This window comes from Gordonia sp. i37 (genome assembly GCF_002043085.1).
In the GTDB taxonomy this organism is placed as follows: domain Bacteria; phylum Actinomycetota; class Actinomycetes; order Mycobacteriales; family Mycobacteriaceae; genus Gordonia; species Gordonia polyisoprenivorans.
Genome location: NZ_MVPX01000418.1, coordinates 1 through 17,073, shown reverse-complemented (window position 1 = coordinate 17,073; position 17,073 = coordinate 1). Strand labels below are relative to the sequence as shown.

Here is a 17,073-nt window from a genome sequence, read left to right as displayed (position 1 = left end):
AACGCTTCGACGGCAACCCATTCACGCGATAGCGCGGGCGCTCCAACGTCAGTTCCCCGATTCCGTCAGTCGACAGATTCGGCATGACGGTCGTCGAACACCCGCCAGCGCCCGGACCCGCCGTCGGCCGCCCCGATGTGGTCGACCAGGCCACGATGGCCGGCCTCGCGTGCACAGTGCGCGCAGCAGAAGATGTCGTTGCCGCTCTCGAGTCCGTGCCCGAGGATGCGGCACCGGCAGTGTCCGCAGTGCGGTGCGAGAGCGGCGATTGCACATTCGAAGCTGTCGAAGACCCCGCCGGAGTGCGGATCCGTCCCGATCGTGATCGTCATCGCCCGCGGATACTCGTTGCCGCACATGTCGCAGATGGCCATAGCCGTCTCCTCGTCTGAATGGTGGGGAAGACTTCCCGCTGTCCGGGGATACCCGGGGACGCCGAGGTCAAACCCGTAGAACGCCGCGATTGACCCGCGTTCGCGATGGGTACCCCGGACCATATGACACGAGCAGCAGACGAGGCACCCGGTTTACGCATCATCGCCGAACCCGGCTTGCCCGCCACCATCGTGGAGAAGTCCGAGGACGAGATCCGCGACGTTCTGGAGCCCAACGCATTCGAGTACGCGGGGCTGACGGTGGCCGACGAATCGTCGCTGGAGCTGGAACCCAAATCCAACCTGGAGGCCGTGCGCTCGGGCGAGACACTCGGCCCCGAAGCGGTGGTGTTCCTCACCGAGATACCGAGATTCGCCGAGAGTCGTACCCGCACACCCGATGTGGTGTCGATCGAGGTCGACGCCGGGCGCGAGTCGTCGGTGATCTCCGCGCCGGCCTTCGGCCCGTTCCCGCGGAGGCGACTGATCGACGCGATCGGCCTCGCCGCCGGCCGACTCGGTGGTCGGCGAGAGCCCCAGCCGGGCGGGCGCCGCTGGTCGACCGACCCGACAGCAGGCACCGACCGACTGCTCGACGGCGGGCGAATCGGCCGAATGCGGTTGACACTGGGCATGGTTCGGGGCAACCGGCCGTGGCGGCTGATCCCCACGCTCACCGGCATGACCGCGGCCGCGGCCGCCGCGGCCTCGTTCGGGGTGTTCTTCACCTCGATCTGGTCGATGGCCGATGCGCTGAGCGTGTGGCGGCTGCTGGGCATCTCGCTGCTGTCGCTGGTTCTCGCGACCGTCTGGCTGGTGGTCAACAATCGGCTGTGGGACACCCCGCGCCGCACGACGGCGCGGCGTGCGCGGCTCTACAACATCGCCACCGTGGTCACCGTCGCCTTCAGTGCGGCGGTGCTCTATCTCGGATTGTTCACCGCGACCCTGCTCGCCGCGGTCATCGTCATCGACTCCGGGTTCATGACGCAGACGCTGGGGGCGCCGGTCGACGTGTGGAACTACCTGAGCCTGGCGTGGCTGGCGACGTCGTTGGGAATGTTCGCAGGCGCCATCGGGTCGAGCGCCGACAGCTACGATGACGTCCTGCGCGCCACCTACGGCTACCGGGAGCGCACCCGCCGGCAGGCCGAAGACGACCGCCGGCACAACGGGGGTTTTGCCCGGCGAAGGGATGGGTAAGAACCAAGTCAGAAGCCAACCATCGTGAGGAGAGGATCAGTGACAGACAGCGGCGTGAGTGGTGGCGGCGGGCAGACGGTGATCGTCGACCTGTTGGACGCCTCCGGAGAACCGGTGGAGCTCGCCGTCGGCGCGGAGTCCGACCGACTCTCGATCATCCGGTCGGTCGTCGAGCGCACCCTGTACCTCGCCGACTGGACCGTCGACGAGGTCACCGACGTCAAGATCGCGATCGACGAGATCTGCTCCCAGCTCATCTCCGCAGCCGTTGCCGGTGCGCGGGTGCACCTGTCGCTGACCGTCGGTCCGACCGGTGCGGTGGCCCGCGCCGCGAGCCCGGTGATCCCCGGATTCGAGATCTACACAACAGGTTTCGGGTGGCGGGTGGTGACCACGCTCACCGATGCGCACACCATCGAGTGTGTCGATCGTCCCGATCACCGGGATCTCACCGTCACGATCGGTAAGACGCGGCAGCGGTGATCACCGCCCACCCGGCGGCCTCGACCGAATCGTAGACGTCGATACCCGTCTCCCCGGCGCATGCGCGGATCGGCCGTGCGATCGGGGTACCGCCGACCACGGCGACAGGAATGCCCTGGTGAGCGGCCTCGTCATGGAAACCGACCAGAACCCCGAGTCCGGATGCGCTGAGGAATCGGACATCGGTGAGGTCGAGGACCACACCCTCGGGCTGCTTGGCCAGCACCCTGTCGAGGGCCACCGCGAAATCGGCGGTGGTCTGCATGTCGATGGCGCCGGAGAGATGCTGCACGCAGAACGACCGTCCGACGGCCATCGGTGTGGACGCGCGATCACGATGCGGCGCCGAGTACGTCGCTGCTGAATCATCCGGGTCGTTCGCCGGATGGAAAGTCATGTTGGTGTCGAGCTGTTTCATGGCGGCCTCCGTCGCATAGGTGACATCGGAGTCAGTGAAAGATCGGAGTCGGTGAAAGGATGCGACGAGACGGAGATGGTCCAGTCCGCGCCGCTCGCAGCTGCTTGACTGAACCGCTGTGTCCAACCGTACGGACCGGCGGGTAGGTCTTCAAGGGGAGTTTCGGGTCCGGCGCAACTGGGTACGGTGACAAGAGAGCCATATCTGCCGGTCAATCGTCCGAGAACGCCACCTCGGGCCATGGAGGATTTGTTTGTCGCCGTCTACGCAAGGACAGGATCGCCGTGATGACGAGTACGCCGACGTCATCCCGATGCTGGCGGAGATGCGGGCCGAATCCGACGCCGACCATCGTTCGGTTCTGCGGGATCGGGTGATCGAGCGCTGCCTGCCGCTGGCCGAGCATGTGGCCCGCCGTTTCGCCGACCGTGGGGAGGCCTTCGACGATCTCGTCCAGGTCGCCCGGATCGGGTTGGTGAACGCGGTGGATCGCTTCGACGTCGAGCGCGGCGCGAATTTCCTGTCGTTCGCCGTGCCGACCGTGATGGGTGAGGTCCGGCGCCATTTCCGTGACGGCACGTGGAGTATGCGCGTGCCGCGTCGCAGCAAGGAGATCTCACTGCGGATCGGCCGGGCCGCCGACGAACTGGTGCAACGCCTCGGGCGTTCGCCGCGACCCAGCGAACTCGCCGAATTCCTCGACCTCTCCGTCGACGAGGTCATCGACGGTCTGATGGCCCGGTCGGCCTACAACTCCATCTCCATCGATGCCGAGGCCGACGAGCAGCGGCAGTCGATCGGCGACACGCTCGGCGACGACGACGAACACCTCGCTGCGGTGGAGGATTACGTCACGCTGGCCCCGGCGATGGCCCGACTCCCCGAGCGTGAACGAAACATCCTGTCGCTGCGCTTCTTTCGTGGGATGTCGCAGAGCGAGATCGCCGCGGAGGTCGGCATCTCGCAGATGCACGTGTCGCGGCTGCTCTCCCGGACCCTGCGGGCCCTGCGGGAGGAGCTGACCGATCCCGAGGACGCTCCTTCCGCCGGGTGACCGCGATTGTCGCGTGCCGTCAGGGCTTGAGGGTGATCTTGACCGCGCCGTCCTGCTTGTTCTGGAAGATGTCGTAGGCGTGCGGCGCCTCGTCGAGCGAGAGTTCATGAGTGGCAAAGGAATCCACTCCCAGCGGGTCATCGTCGCCGAGGAGCGGCAAGATGTCGGGAACCCAGCGTTTCACATTCGCCTGACCCATCCGGAGCTGAATCTGCTTGTCGAACAACGTGAGCATCGGGATCGGGTCGGCCGTGCCCCCATACACCCCGCTCAACGAGATGGTGCCACCGCGGCGGACGGCGTCGATCGCGGTGTAGAACGCGGCCATCCGGTCCACACCGGCGTGCTGCATGAGTGGCTCGGCCACCGCGTCGGGTAGCAGACCGACCAGACGCTGGGCCATCTGATTGACCGGCGAGCCATGGGCTTCCATGCCGACGGCGTCGATCACCGAGTCGCTGCCGCGTCCGTCGGTCCGTTCCCGGACCGCTTCGGCCACGTCGTCGACGGCGTCGAGGTCGATGGTGGTGATGCCGCGGGCCTCGGCACGGGCGAGTCGTTCGGGTACCCGGTCGACGGCGATCACCCGCGCACCCCGATGGGCGGCGATGCGGGCGGCCATGTCACCGATCGGTCCGAGGCCGAGCACCGTGACGGTGCCGTTGTCGGGGATGCCCGCGTACTCCACGCCCTGCCAGGCGGTCGGCAGCACGTCGGACAGGTAGACGTACCGGGAGTCCGGTGCGTCGTCGGGCACCTTGATGTGGGTGAACTGTGCTTGCGGCACACGGAGGTACTCGGCCTGCCCGCCGGGCACCGACCCGTAGAGCTTCGAGTAGCCGAACAGTGCCGCACCCATCCCCTGATCGCGGACTTGTGTTGTCTCACATTGGGTGTAGAGCCGGTCGTCGCACATGCGGCAGGTGCCGCACGAGATCTGGAACGGGATCACCACACGGTCGCCGACCCGCAGTTCGCCGGTGTCGGCGCCGACTTCCTCGACGACACCCATCGCCTCGTGTCCGAGGATGTCCCCGGGAGTCATGAAGGCGCCGAGGACCTCGTACAGGTGCAGATCGGATCCGCAGATGTTGGTGGAGGTGACCTTGATGATCGCGTCCGAGGGTTCTTCGATCTTCGGGTCGGGCACCTCGTCCACCGATACCGTGCGCTTGCCCTGCCATGTCACCGCTCGCATCTGTTCCTCCTGGTCGCTGATGGTCTCCCGTCAGCGTGCCCAGGTCGGCGGTGCGTCAAACATGGGGTGCGTCAAACATGTTCGGCCCGAGAGCATTCACGCGGACCTGACCTGGCCGGGTGCGCGTCAGGCCTTGCGATCGACACCTTCGGCCATCGACGCCAGCCGGCGGAGGCACTCGCGCAGCCGCGGTGCCATGGCGAGGTGCTGCACCTCGTCGGGTAACCAGGACATGGGCGGGGTCTCGGCGTGCTCGACCATCTCCAGCTGTGTGCCGTCGGGGTCGGGCCGGACCGTCACGACCACGCGCGCCCTGCCGAACGGCCATGCGGCCGCGGACAGCTCGAGCGTGGTGGCGTCCGGGCTCGTGGTGTCGATGCGACGAACCCAGGTCTTGTCGTCGAGCAGCGCGGGCCACGCGCCAACCGAGTGGTGGATACGGGTGCCGGCAGCCGGCCACCCCGCGTCGACCTGTCGGATGCGGGCGGCTCCGACCACCCACGACGAGTACAGCCAGCCGTCGGACAGGACCGACCACACCTGGTCCGGGCTCGCCGTGCTGTGCTCGATCACGGGCTTCATGGCTCGATCACCTGTGCCCCCTCGGACTCGACCGGGTCGACCGACTCGTGGGCGGTGAGTAGCAGGTGGTCGAAGTCTTGCCGGACGGCGTCGGGTACCTCGATCGCCTGGCTGCCGGTGAGGATGCTGCGGCACAGGCTGCTGACCTTCACGTTCGTGGTCTGCGATCGCCATTTGAGTACCTCGAAGGCCTGCTCGGCGCTGACGCGGTAGGCGAACATGATCATTCCCTTCGTCTGCTCGATGACACCCTGGCTCTCGCGGAAACGGTTGATGTGGTGGTCGATCTGATCCTTGACGACGTTCGTCTCCCACCCGTCCATGTCCAGGTAGACGCCCTCGGTGCCGATTGCGACCCCCGACGCATCGAGGAGCGGATGCCCGATCACCACGACGTGATGGAGCACGCCGCGCGTGTCGATGATGCGGTGTCGGCTGGAGAACGGGCTGTGCTCGGAGAGCATCCGCTCCACGAGGCGCTCGAAGTCCTCGCGATCGTCGGGGTGCTTGTGACCGACCATCAGTTCGGTCGTCGGCTCGACCTCGCCGGGAGCGTAGCCGTGTAGAGCGGCGACCTCGTCGGACCATTCCCATCGCTGCGTGGCGAAGAAGAAGCGGAAACTCCCGACGTTGTGGGCGCGAGCCGTGGCGTCGAAGGCAGCATCACGTCCGGCGTCATCGAGCACTGAGAAACCTCCACACGTGAATCCAGTAGAAGTGCCAGCGGGCTCGGGCATGATCACCTTACTCACCTGCCCCACCCGCGTCACCTTCGCTGCCGCCGCGCAGTGGTGCGGTCCAGGCGTTTTGCGGATACCGGCCGCGGATTCGGGACCTTGGTCCCGTCGGTCGGCTGCGGACGGGGGTGAATGGGAGTACGCAGGGAAGGGTGACGCACACCGAGGACTCCGGCGCATCCATCCACGCGAAGATCGCCGAACTCGCGCGCGCCGTCCACGGGGTGTCCGAGGTGGAGTTCGGGCCGGACCGCGTCATCCGACACGTCACCGAATCGGCGGTGCAGATCCTGCCCGACGTCGACCACGCCGGGTTCACCATGGTCGTGCGTGATGCGGCGGGTACACCCACGCTCGAGTCGACGGCCGAGACCGATCTGATCGCCCGCCAATTCGACGTGCTGCAGCACGAGTATGGCGACGGCCCGTGCTTCGAGGCCATCTGGAACGAGCGGATCGTCGGCATCGACGACGTGGAGACCGAGCCGCGGTGGCCCGAACTCATGCGGGCGGTGCGTGAACGCACCCCGATCCGGTCCAATCTGTCGATCCAGCTGTATGTGTCCGGCCGCGAACTCGGTGCGCTCAATCTGTTTTCCGGCACCCCGCACGCCTTCGACGAGGAGGCCCGCGATCTGGCCGAGACCCTCGCGACGCATGCGGCGATAGCGCTCAACACCGCGCACCGGGGCGAGCAGTTCCGCAGCGCGCTGGCCAGCCGAGACCTCATCGGGCAGGCGAAGGGCATGATCATGGAGCGCTTCCGCGTGGACGCGGTCCGGGCCTTCGAGATCATCCGGCGCCTCTCCCAGGAGTCCAACACCCCGGTCGCGGAGGTGGCGGCACGGATCGTCGCGGCCGAGGAGTTCGACGATCGGGAACGCAGTTCGTGAGAGCCGGGTAGCGTCGGACGCCATGGATGCGCAGCGCGTGGCCGACACGCTGGAGATACAGCACCTGTTGACCGGGTACGCCAGGGCCGTGGACACCCGCGACTGGGAGCGATACCGCTCGTTGTTCACCGCCGACGCGACGATCGACTACCGCTCATCGCCGTTCGGGATCGTCGGGTCCGTCGACGAGGTGGTGGAGTGGTTGGAGGCGGGACTCTCGGCACTGCCGATGACCATGCATTACGTGATGAACATCGACGCGACCATCGACGGTGACACCGCCACGGTCACCGCGCAGTTCTACAACCCGATGCAGATACCCGGCTTCGACGAGTTGAGTACGTGCGGCGGCTATTACCACCACACGATGGTCCGCACCGCCGACGGCTGGCGCAGCCGCGGCATGCGTGAAGAGATCCTCTGGTTCGTCAATTCGCCTGTGCCGCAGCAATGATCATGGTCTGCTGCAGCTTTCGTGGGCACTTTCAGTCGACCGCACCTGCCAAGGCGTCCGCGGCACGCACAAAGGCCAGGTGCGACAAGGCCTGAGGGACGTTGCCCACCTGCCGCCGGTCGCCCGGGTCGTATTCCTCGGAGAACAACCCGAGGTCGCTGGCGGTGTCGCAGGCCCGGGTCATCAGTGTCTCGGCGTCCTCGACGCGCCCGCTGCGGGCGTACTGTTCGACGAGCCAGAACGTGCACGCCAGGAAGGGGTGTTCGGTGCCCGAGACGCCGTCGACGCCCGATTCGGAGCGATAGCGGGCCACCAGTCCGTCGGGCATCAGGTCGCGTTCGATGCGCTCGACGCAGGCCAGCATCCGCGGGTCGTCCGGCGCGCAGAAACCGATCTGCGGCAGTTGTAGGAGTGCGGCGTCGACCTCGCCGGTCCCCGCGTATTGCACGAAGTAACCGCCGTCGGGATCGACCATGCGGCTGTCGATCTCGGCTCGCAGATCGTCGCGGTGCCGCTTCCACTTGTCCAGCGGGCCGGTCAGGCCGAAGTCCTCGATCGCTTTGACGCCGCGGTCGAAGGCCGCCCACTCCTGGGCCCGTGAATGGGTGAAGAACCTCGGTTCGCCACGCATCTCCCAGATGCCCTGGTCGGGCTGGTCGAGGTAGGCCTCGACGCGCTTGAGCAGGTGCCGTTGCAGGGGCCAGGAGAAATCCGTCTCGGGGAGTCCGGCCGTCCGCGCGGTGTGTAGCGCGACCATCACCTCGCCGATGGTGTCGGCCTGGAACTGGTCGACGGCGGCGTTGCCGACCCGGACCGGGGTCGAGTTCTCGTAGCCGGGCAGCGGCAACTCGCGTTCGGGCAGATCACGTTCTCCGGCAATGCCGTAGAGGATCTGTACCCGTTTCGGGTCACCGGCGATCGCACGCATCAACCAGGTGCGCCAATGATCGGCCACATGCAGGAAGCCGTGGCAGATCAGGACGTCCAGCGTCAGTGCCGCATCCCGTAGCCACACATATCGGTAGTCCCAGTTGCGTTCCCCGCCAGGCATTTCCGGTAGCGAAGTGGTGGCGGCGGCGACGATGCCACCGGTGTCGAGGTTCGACAGTGCGCGCAGGGTGACCAGGGATCGGACCACCCGATCGCGGTGCGGCCCTTGATGTTCGATGTGGCTCGCCCACTCGGTCCACCACTGTCGTGTCGTCTCGAGGGCGGTGTCGACGTCGAGTGGTGCGGGTTGCGGCCGGTAGGAGTGATACCAGGTGAGGACGAGGTCGCGGTGCTCGCCGGCGTCGACGGAGAAACCTGCGCGGTGGACGTGGTCGGTGGCGCGCAGGGTGACGCCGCGGAGTATCACGGCATCCGGTCCGGCGATCGCCAGGAGGGCGTGTTCGTCCTCGCCGACCTGACGTACCCAGGGGACCGACCGGGCGTAGTCGAAGCGCATGCGCAGCGATGTCGTGAACTCGACTGTGCCGGTGATCCCGACGACGCGGCGTACCAGGTCGACGCGCCCGCCGTCGACGGGCATGAAGTCGTGGACCTCGGCGACACCGGTTTCGGTTTCCCACCGGGTGACCAGGATGAGCGTGTTGCCGTCGTAGTGGCGGCTGACCGGGGTCGCGTCGCCTGCGGGCTTCAGCGACCAGCTTCCGTGTTCGTGGGAGCCGAGCAGCGACGCGAAGATCGACGGTGAATCGAATCGTGGGACGCACAGCCAGTTCACGCGTCCGGTGCGGGAGATCAGTGCCCCCGTCCGGCAGTCGCCGACGAATCCGAGGTCCTCGATGCGGGTGGTCATCCGTCGATTCTGCCCTCACTCGACCGGCTCAGGGGCCTCTCAGGTCAGGGTTGACACGAACAATCGGAGGGCCTCGATGGTGGTGGCCTCGACGATCTCGGCGGGTTCGCCCTCGAATCGGCGACGCCGCGTCTCGGCGTGGTCGCCGCTGAACACGCCGAACCACACCGTTCCCGGCTCGTCCTCCTGCGGCTGCGGCCCTCCTTCACCGGTGACCGCGACCGCCACGTCGGCGCCGAGCAGACGCGCCGTCGAGGTGGCCATCGCCGACGCCGCCTCCGCGCAGACGACCGGCCCGGGCGGTACCTCGAGCAGCCCGTGTTTGACCTCGGGGCGGTACGCGACGATGCCACCGGCGAACCACGCGCCCGAGTTCTCCGCCCGACTCAACGCCGCGGCGATGTTTCCTCCGGTCAGCGATTCGGCGACGGCCAGCGTGCGGGTCCGATCGCCGTCGGCCAGATGGGAGATCGTGGCGCACAGGTCATCGATCGGCTCCGTGCCCGACATCATCGAGCTCCTTTCCTTCGACGTGCATTGCTCCCGCGGTGGGTACCCGCCCGAGCTCGCATCCACACCTGCGCGGTCGCGGGTGTGAGTAGGCTTCGGACGAGGCCTGCTGCGTCCACCGGTCCGGTGTTCACCGGACATGATCACCAGGAGAAGCCATGACGGACACCACCCTGATCATCTTCGGAGCCACCGGTGATCTGACCAAGCGGCTGCTGTTGCCCGCCCTGGGGCAGTTGCTCGACCGGGAGCCGGATCGCCGGGTGCATCTCATCGGGGTCGGTCGATCGGAGCGTGACGCCGACACCTGGCGCGGCGAGGTACGCGAGGCGTTCGGCGACGATGCCGGCCCCACCGCCCTGGCTCTCGCCGACGAAACCGTCTACCGGCAGGGCGATCTGACCGATTCCGACGATCTGTCGCGGCTCCTCGGCGAGGCCAAGGGACGTCCCGTGCTGTACTTCGCGGTGCCGCCGGCGGTCACCGAGAAATCGTGTGAAGCGTTGCGGGATGTGGACATTCCGGACGGAACGATCCTCGCCCCGGAGAAGCCATTCGGCACCGACGAGGCCAGTGCGCACGCGCTGAACCAATTGCTCACCCAACTCGTCCCCGAGGAGCAGGTCTTTCGCGTCGACCACTTCCTCGGGCAGTCGGTGCTGCTCGATCTGCTCAGCGTGCGCTTCGCGAACCGGATGTTCGAGCCGGTCTGGTCGGCCGACCACATCGAGTCCGTCGTCATCCGCTATGACGAGGATCTCGGGCTGGAGGGGCGTGCCGATTTCTACGAGGGCACCGGCGCATTGCGGGACATGATGCAGAGCCACCTGTTGCAATTGCTCGCCGTGGTGGCGATGGATTCGCCGGCGACGCTCGGCGAACGCGACCTGCGAGATGCGACGGGCGCGGCGCTGCGTGCGGTGCAGATCTGGGGCGACGACGCGGTCGCCCATTCCCGTCGGGCGCGCTACACCGCGGGAGAGGTCGACGGCAAGCAGTTGCCGTCCTACGTCGATGAGAAGGGCGTCGATCCCGCACGCCACACCGAGACGCTGGCCGAGGCGACGTTCGGCGTGCGCACCGCGCGCTGGGATGGGGTGCCGTTCACGCTGCGCTCCGGCAAGGCCCTGGCGCCGCCGGTCAAGGAGATCGCGCTGACGTTCCGGCCGGTGCGTCATCTACCCGCGCAGTTCGGCGCCGAGGTGGCACCGAATGTGTTGCGGCTCAAGCTCGGTCCGGATGTGATGAACGTGCAGCTGAACATCCACGACGGCACCAACCCGTTCGCCGTCAAGACCATCGACCTCGACGCCGACCTCGGTCACGGGTCGGTCCGCGCCTACGCCGAGGTGCTCTCGGGCATCCTCGACGGCGACGCCACCCTCGCGGTCCGCGGTGATGCGGCCGAACAATGCTGGCGCATCGTGCAACCCGTGATCGACGCGTGGGAGGCGAACAAGGTGCCGCTGGAGGACTACCCGGCGGGCAGTTCGGGCCCGCAGTCCTGGCCCGCACTCTGACGGCGTCGGGATGAAGTCGACGGCCCGTCTGCAGATCGCCGATGTGACAGTGCAATTCGGTGTCGCCTCGGAGGTCGCATACGACTATCTCAGCGATCCCGGCCGCCGCGCCGAATGGCAGGCCAGCCTGCTCCGGGTCGCCGACGAGGCCGATGTGGGGGAACCGGGTGAGGCCGGTTCGAGTTGGATCGATGTCACCGCCGTCCCCTTCGTCCGGCCGACCATGGAGGTCGTGGAGAGCCGCCGCGCACAGCGCTGGCGCGAGATCGGGCGGTGGGGGCCGGTCGATGCGGCGCTGACGCTCGACTTCGAGGCGCAGGGCAAACATTCGACGCTCGTGCGGGCACGTGCCCATCTGACCGTGCCGTTGGTCGTCGCTCCCGGGTTGCTCGGTGTCCGAGTCCTGGCTCCCACCGCGCTCGCCGCGGATCTCCGCACTGCGGCAAGGCTTCTCGAAAACAGGCAGACAACCGATCCGCACCAGGAGGCATCATGAGCGACCGACCACGACTCACCCCGGACGCCACCCACCCGATCACCGTCGAACCGACGCCCGGCCGGGTACGGGTGTGGCTGGGCGAGCAACTCATCGCCGACACCACGCATGCGATGACGCTGCGAGAGGCCACTTATCCACCGGTGCAGTATATTCCGCGCGATGACGTCGTCGCTGACGTGCTGACCGCGAGTGCGCACAGCACGTACTGTCCGTACAAGGGCGACGCCGGCTATCACGGTCTGCGCGAGGCCGACGGTACCGAGGTCCCGGATAAGGCATGGTTCTACGCCGAGCCCTATCGGGCGGTGGCCGAGATCGCCGATCATCTGGCCTTCTATCCCGATGCGGTACGCGTCGAGGTCGAGTGAGGGTGAAAATGGTTTTGGCAACTAGGTTGTGCAACACCTAGTTGCGTGGCACCTAGTTGAGGGTTATGGTCAGATACATGGCGACTCCCCGTCTCGACGACCAACTGTGCTTCGCGCTGTACGCCGCCTCGCGTGCGGTCATCGCCGCGCAACGGCCTGGGCTGCAAGAACTCGGACTGACCTATCCGCAGTATCTGGTGATGCTGGTGATGTGGGAAGAACGGTCGGTGGCGGTCGGCCGGCTCTGTGAACGTCTGCACCTCGATTCCGGAACCGTGTCGCCATTGGTCCGCAGGCTCGAGGGGGCCGGTCTCGTCGAACGCAGGCGTTCGACGGAGGACGAGCGGTCGATCATCGTCGAACTGACGCCGGCCGGCACGGCGTTGGGGGAGCGGTCGGATTGCGTTCTGGCGGCACTGCTGGAGGGCCTGACCGCGGCGGCCGACCAGCCCGGGGAGCCGGAGTTCGTTCCCGACGACGTCGTTCCGCTCCGATCGTTGCTCCACAACCTCATCGGAGAGCTCGACAGGCTCAACAACCTCGACAAGTCCGACAACAAGGGAGTATCAGCATGAATCATCTCTATACCGCCGAGGCGCTCGCCACCGGTGACGGCCGAAACGGGCACGGGCGCAGCGCCGATGGCCGCCTCGATCTCGATCTGGCCACGCCGAAGGAACTCGGCGGAAGCGGCGAGGGCACCAATCCCGAGGAACTGTTCGCGATCGGATACGCGGCGTGTTTCCACAGTGCACTGCGGATGGTGGCACGGTCGGAGAAGGCCGACGTCACGGATTCGGCTGTGGGCGCGCGGGTATCGTTGGATTCCGACGACGCCGGGAAGTTCGGCATTTCCGTCGATCTGGAGATCAGTCTGCCCGCGGTGGACGCCGCAGCCGCGCGCGACCTCGTCGAGAAGGCCCATCAGATGTGCCCGTACTCGAACGCGACCCGCGGCAACGTCGAGGTCACGCTCTCACTGGCCGACGACTGAAAACGGCCACCGATGATCTCGACGAGTAGTCTGCCAGCCCCATCCCCGATGCCCCAGACCCGTGGCCGTGCCGTGGCCCGAACCGCGTTGGGTGCTGTTCTCGCGCTTGCCGGCATCGGACACATGACCTTCCAGCGCAACGAGTTCCAGGCTCAGGTGCCCGATTGGGTACCCCTCGGCAAGGATGCCACCGTCTTGGCGTCCGGGGTGGTGGAGATCGGTCTGGGTGCGGCGCTCATCGCCTTGCCGAGGTACCGGCGGATCGTTGCCGGCATCACGGCGCTGTTCTTCATCGCGGTGTTCCCGGGAAATATCCACCAATATGTTGCGCACATCGACGCTTTCGGACTCGATTCGGATGCCAAGCGATTGGGGCGCCTGTTCGGTCAACCGGTACTGGTGCTGTGGGCACTGGCTGCCGGCGACTACGGGGCGCGTAAGGGCCGATGACCTCCGACGGCCACGATGATCAGTCGGGCACGCTTGCCGCCGCGTCGGCGCGCGGCCGCTGGCTGATCGTCGCAGCCGTCCTGGGTTCCGGCGTCGCGTTCCTCGACGGGACCGTCGTCAACGTCGCCTTGCCGGCGATCGCGCGTGATCTGGACACGGATCTGCGTGGGCAGCAATGGGTTCTGGACGGGTACATGCTCACCCTGAGTGCGTTGCTGTTGGTGGGTGGGGTGGCCGGTGATCGATATGGCAGGCGGGCGGTGTTCGTCGGCGGGCTCGTGGTGTTCGCGGTCGCGTCGGTGGGTTGCGCACTCGCCCCGAGTATCGAGTGGCTCGTCGTCGCCCGTCTCGTGCAGGGCGTCGGAGCGGCCGCCGTCGTTCCGGGTAGTCTCGCGCTGATCAACTCGGAGATCGCGCCCGACGATCGAGGTGCCGCGGTCGGCCTGTGGGCCGGGATGTCCGGGGCCACCAGTGCGCTGGGGCCGTTCGTCGGCGGGTGGCTCGTCGATTCGGTGTCGTGGCGTGGGGTGTTCTATCTGAGTGTCCCACTGGCGGTGGGAGCGATATGGATTGCGCTGCGCCATGTTCCGGAGTCGCGTGATCAGACCGAGCATGCACGGCTCGACGTGCTCGGCGCCGGCACCATGATTCTGGGGCTGGCAGGAGTCATCTACGCGCTCATCGAGGGACCTGCCCGGGGCTGGTCTGCGCTGTCGGTCGGCGCCGCCGGAGTCGGGTGCGCGGCGCTGGTTGTTCTCGTGATCGTCGAGCTGCGGGTGCGTGATCCGTTGTTGCCGCTGAGCCTGTTTCGGTCACGTCAGTTCACCGGAGCCAACCTGACGACCCTGCTTGTTTATGCCGCGCTCGGTGGAGCGCTGTTCCTGCTTGCCCTGCAGTTGCAGCAGAGCATGGGGTATTCGGCGTTGGAAGCGGGTGCTGCGATGTTCCCGAGCACGGTGATCATGCTGTTCGGGTCGCCGCTGTCGGGAAAGATCGCGCAGCGCACCGGGCCTCGCCTTCCGATGACCGTGGGACCCCTTGTGGCCGCAGTTGGTTTGGGATTGATGGCGCGTGCCGTACCCGGAGTCGGATATCTGGGGGGTGTGTTGCCCGGGGTGGTGATGTTCGGGCTCGGTATGACAATCACGGTGGCACCGTTGACCTCCGCCGCACTGGCCGCTGTCGACGACAGCCGTGCGGGCACCGCCTCCGGTGTGAACAATGCGGTCGCCCGCCTCGCCGGTCTCCTCGCAGTCGCTGTCCTACCCGCAGTCGCCGGCCTCGACGCCGGACCCGGCCAGCCACTCGGAAGCGGATTCCAGGTCGCCATGATCATCGCCGCAGTGTGTTGCGCCGCAGGTGGTCTCGTCGCGCTGCTGACCATTCGGAAAGGTACCGGCTTCCGCCCGCAAGTCATGCCCGCGGTCAACTCCGCATGCTAGGACGCCACGACCCGAACCCGCTAACCACTGTGTGGGGTGAGAACCTGTCCCCCGATGGTCGAGGTGTGAGGCGCGTGCGCCGAGCCTCGAGACCCGTTGAGCTACAGCTGGTTCCACACCACGAACATAGAGACCGTCACCGCGGGTAGGTGACGATGATCTGCCCGGTGCGCCGGTTCCGCCACTCCACCCGCCGGTCCAGAAGGAGCGTCGGCACCCATTCGGCGAGGTGTTTGCGTTGGTGATCGGCCCGGCACAGCGGGATCAGATCACCGAGGACCGTCCACCCGCCGGTCTCGGGGTCGGTGTGGTTGAACGGTCGCCAGTGGTCGAGGTCGCACAGGTGTGACGGCATCCCGCAGTACGGGTATCGGCACCACGCATCATTGGCCAACACCTCAGCGCGTAACTTTGCGCTGGGTGCATAGGTCAATGCCCCAGGGGGTGGCACGGTGTGGCCACCGTGTCCGGTCGGATCGGCCGGTGAGGCTTGGGGTCGGTCGGAGATCTGCGGGATGAGTGGTCCCGCGGCCCGGGCGGATTCGGGGTAGTGGATGGTTTTCGCCACGTCGGCGAGGGTGGTGGCGTAGTCGGGGTCGATCGGCCCGTATCCCTGCAACCGGGGGACGAGAATCCCGTCGGGGTCCTTCAACACGGTCAGTACGGGTGCTCCGGGTACGACCAAAGCCCGCCCGAATGCCACCGGCACCTCATCCGGGGTCGGCTGATCCAGGGGGTCGGGGATGTCGGGTTCGGCGACCGGTTCCACCAACTCGACGTCGGGAGCGTCGGCATCGACGGGTTTGGGTAGTAGGTCGTCCCATGCTGCCGCGTCCTCGGCGTCAGCGGGTGTTTCGGCGGAGTCGTTCCTGTCGCCAGGACGGCCCTTGGCGCAATCGGCCAAGCCGCATTGGCAATCGAGGTGGGCTCCGGGTACGCCGGTGATCTCCCCGAGTGCGATCACCCGCAGTGGCCCGACGCGGCGGGGGTCCTTGCGGCAGGTACGTTCATCGATCAGCGCCTCGATCTGGGTGGTGAGGAACACCCCGTAATGGGCGGGGACGACCGCGTCCAGAGCGGAGTGCCCGGCAACATCGGGGGTGATGGTCACGTTTCCCACCAGGTCGGTGAGGGTGTCGCGGTCCTCGATAACGCTGTCGGGGTTCATCGAGATCAGTGCGGCGTCGAGTTGTTGCGATAGCACTGGGTCGGTGGTGGCGCGGGATCCGTAGTCCAGGACGATCTCCTCGAACGTCATCTCCTCGTTATCGCCGGACTCGTCACCGGTATCGACGCTGTCGCTGGCGCTGTCTGTGGTGTCGGTGTCGCTGCCGCGTTGGGCGGCGCGCGCCATGATCGAGGCCCGATTGGTGGACAGTTCCCCGTTCAGATAGGCGGCACGGATCAGGGGAAGTTCTTTGAGGAGGTCGGCGAGCGCTATCCAACTGCCGGCTTTGCTACGGGAGACCTTGAACTGCAACGATACTTCGGCCCGGCCGAGTCTCTCGGCATGTTCGACGACCGAACCCCACACACCGGTCTCGGGCCGATCGGCGAGATGCTCACGAAACACCCGCTCCGCCAACGCGGCAGCTGCCAGCACCGTCCGGGCCTCGTACTTGCGGGACTCGCGGAGCAGGTCCGGGCCGGTCTCGGTGAGCTCATCGCGGGACATGGCTGCGATCGCGGCAGCGTCGGCCTCCGGATCGGTGAACGTCAACGTGGTCGACATCCGATACCTCCCCCTCGCGCGATCGGACTTATGGGCACAAGTGTACGAAGGGGTACCGACAAACCGGCGCGGCGATCGCGCGGCTCGAGAAATCTGTGGACAAGTCGTCGAGTGGGTAGTGGATGTGGTTGCGATGCTTGTCATCTCACCAGGGTCTCGAGGCTCGCCGCACGCGGCTCGCACCTCGACCATCGGGGGGGAAGGGTCGAGCATCGGTCAGGAGGCGGCCGTCACTCGTTCCGATGGTCGAGGTGCCGAGGAGCGCCAGCGACGAGCCTCGAGACCCCTCTCGCCGATGAGTGTCCGCACCACCCGCCGAGCCGGAACCAGCGTTGCTGCAGCCGGTCTCGAGGCTCGCCGC

Annotated in this window: 20 protein-coding genes; 12 read left to right on the top strand and 8 right to left on the bottom strand. The window is 66.9% G+C overall.

Annotated elements, in window-relative coordinates:
- Positions 1-65: 65 nt before the first annotated feature.
- Complete coding sequence (locus B1964_RS20835; RefSeq protein WP_006369963.1) at positions 66-374, bottom strand: hypothetical protein; 309 nt, start codon at positions 372-374, stop codon at positions 66-68.
- A gap of 123 nt (positions 375-497) precedes the next feature.
- Here B1964_RS20835 and B1964_RS20830 point away from each other — a divergent pair, with 123 nt between their 5' ends.
- Positions 498-1,577: a hypothetical protein gene (locus B1964_RS20830; RefSeq protein ID WP_253194104.1), complete on the top strand. Its 1,080-nt coding sequence runs from the start codon at positions 498-500 to the stop codon at positions 1,575-1,577.
- Between the two features lie 39 nt (positions 1,578-1,616).
- Positions 1,617-2,060: an anti-sigma factor gene (locus tag B1964_RS20825; RefSeq protein ID WP_253194103.1), complete on the top strand. Its 444-nt coding sequence runs from the start codon at positions 1,617-1,619 to the stop codon at positions 2,058-2,060.
- On the opposite strand, the gene B1964_RS20820 is transcribed toward B1964_RS20825, so the two are convergent.
- Positions 2,032-2,478 carry an STAS domain-containing protein gene (locus tag B1964_RS20820; protein WP_006369960.1) on the bottom strand — a complete coding sequence of 149 codons (447 nt, stop codon included), beginning with the start codon at positions 2,476-2,478 and terminating at the stop codon, positions 2,032-2,034. The two genes, B1964_RS20825 and B1964_RS20820, sit on opposite strands and share 29 nt — an antisense overlap.
- 313 nt (positions 2,479-2,791) lie before the next feature.
- Between B1964_RS20820 and B1964_RS20815 the strand changes: the two genes are divergently transcribed.
- Complete coding sequence (locus tag B1964_RS20815) at positions 2,792-3,532, top strand: SigB/SigF/SigG family RNA polymerase sigma factor (protein WP_172398916.1); 741 nt, start codon at positions 2,792-2,794, stop codon at positions 3,530-3,532.
- Positions 3,533-3,551: 19 nt separating this feature from the next.
- On the opposite strand, the gene B1964_RS20810 is transcribed toward B1964_RS20815, so the two are convergent.
- The 3 genes from B1964_RS20810 to B1964_RS20800 all read right to left on the bottom strand — a co-directional run bounded on the left by B1964_RS20810 (position 3,552) and on the right by B1964_RS20800 (position 5,998).
- Positions 3,552-4,730, bottom strand: coding sequence for a zinc-dependent alcohol dehydrogenase (locus B1964_RS20810; RefSeq protein ID WP_006369958.1), 1,179 nt, complete (start codon positions 4,728-4,730; stop codon positions 3,552-3,554).
- 126 nt (positions 4,731-4,856) lie between these two features.
- Positions 4,857-5,312: an SRPBCC family protein gene (locus B1964_RS20805; protein ID WP_006369957.1), complete on the bottom strand. Its 456-nt coding sequence runs from the start codon at positions 5,310-5,312 to the stop codon at positions 4,857-4,859.
- A complete protein-coding gene (locus tag B1964_RS20800; protein WP_006369956.1) occupies positions 5,309-5,998 on the bottom strand; it encodes a PAS and ANTAR domain-containing protein in 690 nt (229 codons plus the stop codon). Before B1964_RS20800 ends, B1964_RS20805 begins: the two co-directional genes overlap by 4 nt.
- 203 nt (positions 5,999-6,201) lie before the next feature.
- Between B1964_RS20800 and B1964_RS20795 the strand changes: the two genes are divergently transcribed.
- Together B1964_RS20795 and B1964_RS20790 are read left to right on the top strand one after the other, a co-directional pair.
- Positions 6,202-6,942 carry a GAF and ANTAR domain-containing protein gene (locus B1964_RS20795; protein ID WP_014361771.1) on the top strand — a complete coding sequence of 247 codons (741 nt, stop codon included), beginning with the start codon at positions 6,202-6,204 and terminating at the stop codon, positions 6,940-6,942.
- A gap of 22 nt (positions 6,943-6,964) precedes the next feature.
- Entirely contained in the window at positions 6,965-7,396 is a 432-nt protein-coding gene (locus B1964_RS20790) for a nuclear transport factor 2 family protein (RefSeq protein WP_079931125.1), read from the top strand.
- A gap of 31 nt (positions 7,397-7,427) precedes the next feature.
- Here B1964_RS20790 and B1964_RS20785 read toward each other — a convergent pair whose 3' ends face one another.
- Both B1964_RS20785 and B1964_RS20780 read right to left on the bottom strand, forming a co-directional pair.
- The gene (locus tag B1964_RS20785) at positions 7,428-9,197 is read right to left on the bottom strand and encodes a glycoside hydrolase family 15 protein (protein ID WP_079931124.1); all 1,770 of its coding nucleotides are present in this window, start codon (positions 9,195-9,197) and stop codon (positions 7,428-7,430) included.
- A 39-nt stretch (positions 9,198-9,236) separates the two neighbouring features.
- Positions 9,237-9,710 carry a CinA family protein gene (locus B1964_RS20780; protein WP_079931123.1) on the bottom strand — a complete coding sequence of 158 codons (474 nt, stop codon included), beginning with the start codon at positions 9,708-9,710 and terminating at the stop codon, positions 9,237-9,239.
- Between the two features lie 155 nt (positions 9,711-9,865).
- Here B1964_RS20780 and B1964_RS20775 point away from each other — a divergent pair, with 155 nt between their 5' ends.
- From B1964_RS20775 to B1964_RS20745, 7 genes are all read left to right on the top strand, one after another.
- Entirely contained in the window at positions 9,866-11,227 is a 1,362-nt protein-coding gene (locus tag B1964_RS20775; protein ID WP_079931122.1) for a glucose-6-phosphate dehydrogenase, read from the top strand.
- 10 nt (positions 11,228-11,237) lie between these two features.
- Complete coding sequence (locus B1964_RS20770) at positions 11,238-11,723, top strand: SRPBCC family protein (RefSeq protein WP_079931121.1); 486 nt, start codon at positions 11,238-11,240, stop codon at positions 11,721-11,723.
- A complete protein-coding gene (locus B1964_RS20765; protein WP_079931120.1) occupies positions 11,720-12,094 on the top strand; it encodes a DUF427 domain-containing protein in 375 nt (124 codons plus the stop codon). Before B1964_RS20770 ends, B1964_RS20765 begins: the two co-directional genes overlap by 4 nt.
- Positions 12,095-12,171: 77 nt before the next feature.
- Positions 12,172-12,669: a MarR family transcriptional regulator gene (locus B1964_RS20760; RefSeq protein ID WP_014361767.1), complete on the top strand. Its 498-nt coding sequence runs from the start codon at positions 12,172-12,174 to the stop codon at positions 12,667-12,669.
- Positions 12,666-13,088 carry an organic hydroperoxide resistance protein gene (locus tag B1964_RS20755; protein WP_079931119.1) on the top strand — a complete coding sequence of 141 codons (423 nt, stop codon included), beginning with the start codon at positions 12,666-12,668 and terminating at the stop codon, positions 13,086-13,088. Before B1964_RS20760 ends, B1964_RS20755 begins: the two co-directional genes overlap by 4 nt.
- Positions 13,089-13,136: 48 nt before the next feature.
- Positions 13,137-13,538, top strand: coding sequence for a membrane protein (locus B1964_RS20750; RefSeq protein ID WP_020173272.1), 402 nt, complete (start codon positions 13,137-13,139; stop codon positions 13,536-13,538).
- Entirely contained in the window at positions 13,535-14,980 is a 1,446-nt protein-coding gene (locus B1964_RS20745) for a DHA2 family efflux MFS transporter permease subunit (RefSeq protein WP_079931118.1), read from the top strand. The genes B1964_RS20750 and B1964_RS20745 overlap by 4 nt, the downstream gene beginning before the upstream one ends.
- Before the next feature lie 136 nt (positions 14,981-15,116).
- Here B1964_RS20745 and B1964_RS20740 read toward each other — a convergent pair whose 3' ends face one another.
- Positions 15,117-16,712 carry an HNH endonuclease signature motif containing protein gene (locus B1964_RS20740; protein WP_079931117.1) on the bottom strand — a complete coding sequence of 532 codons (1,596 nt, stop codon included), beginning with the start codon at positions 16,710-16,712 and terminating at the stop codon, positions 15,117-15,119.
- Positions 16,713-17,073 lie beyond the last annotated feature (361 nt).

What these genes read in the sequence shown, in the direction of transcription:
- B1964_RS20835 (WP_006369963.1), bottom strand. Translation starts at nt 374, where the DNA reads ATGGCCATCTGCGACATGTGCGGCAACGAGTATCCGCGGGCGATGACG.
- B1964_RS20830 (WP_253194104.1), top strand. Translation starts at nt 498, where the DNA reads ATGACACGAGCAGCAGACGAGGCACCCGGTTTACGCATCATCGCCGAA.
- B1964_RS20820 (WP_006369960.1), bottom strand. Translation starts at nt 2,478, where the DNA reads ATGAAACAGCTCGACACCAACATGACTTTCCATCCGGCGAACGACCCG.
- B1964_RS20815 (WP_172398916.1), top strand. Translation starts at nt 2,792, where the DNA reads ATGCTGGCGGAGATGCGGGCCGAATCCGACGCCGACCATCGTTCGGTT.
- B1964_RS20810 (WP_006369958.1), bottom strand. Translation starts at nt 4,730, where the DNA reads ATGCGAGCGGTGACATGGCAGGGCAAGCGCACGGTATCGGTGGACGAG.
- B1964_RS20805 (WP_006369957.1), bottom strand. Translation starts at nt 5,312, where the DNA reads ATGAAGCCCGTGATCGAGCACAGCACGGCGAGCCCGGACCAGGTGTGG.
- B1964_RS20790 (WP_079931125.1), top strand. Translation starts at nt 6,965, where the DNA reads ATGGATGCGCAGCGCGTGGCCGACACGCTGGAGATACAGCACCTGTTG.
- B1964_RS20785 (WP_079931124.1), bottom strand. Translation starts at nt 9,197, where the DNA reads ATGACCACCCGCATCGAGGACCTCGGATTCGTCGGCGACTGCCGGACG.
- B1964_RS20780 (WP_079931123.1), bottom strand. Translation starts at nt 9,710, where the DNA reads ATGATGTCGGGCACGGAGCCGATCGATGACCTGTGCGCCACGATCTCC.
- B1964_RS20775 (WP_079931122.1), top strand. Translation starts at nt 9,866, where the DNA reads ATGACGGACACCACCCTGATCATCTTCGGAGCCACCGGTGATCTGACC.
- B1964_RS20770 (WP_079931121.1), top strand. Translation starts at nt 11,238, where the DNA reads ATGAAGTCGACGGCCCGTCTGCAGATCGCCGATGTGACAGTGCAATTC.
- B1964_RS20765 (WP_079931120.1), top strand. Translation starts at nt 11,720, where the DNA reads ATGAGCGACCGACCACGACTCACCCCGGACGCCACCCACCCGATCACC.
- B1964_RS20760 (WP_014361767.1), top strand. Translation starts at nt 12,172, where the DNA reads ATGGCGACTCCCCGTCTCGACGACCAACTGTGCTTCGCGCTGTACGCC.
- B1964_RS20755 (WP_079931119.1), top strand. Translation starts at nt 12,666, where the DNA reads ATGAATCATCTCTATACCGCCGAGGCGCTCGCCACCGGTGACGGCCGA.
- B1964_RS20750 (WP_020173272.1), top strand. Translation starts at nt 13,137, where the DNA reads ATGCCCCAGACCCGTGGCCGTGCCGTGGCCCGAACCGCGTTGGGTGCT.
- B1964_RS20745 (WP_079931118.1), top strand. Translation starts at nt 13,535, where the DNA reads ATGACCTCCGACGGCCACGATGATCAGTCGGGCACGCTTGCCGCCGCG.
- B1964_RS20740 (WP_079931117.1), bottom strand. Translation starts at nt 16,712, where the DNA reads ATGTCGACCACGTTGACGTTCACCGATCCGGAGGCCGACGCTGCCGCG.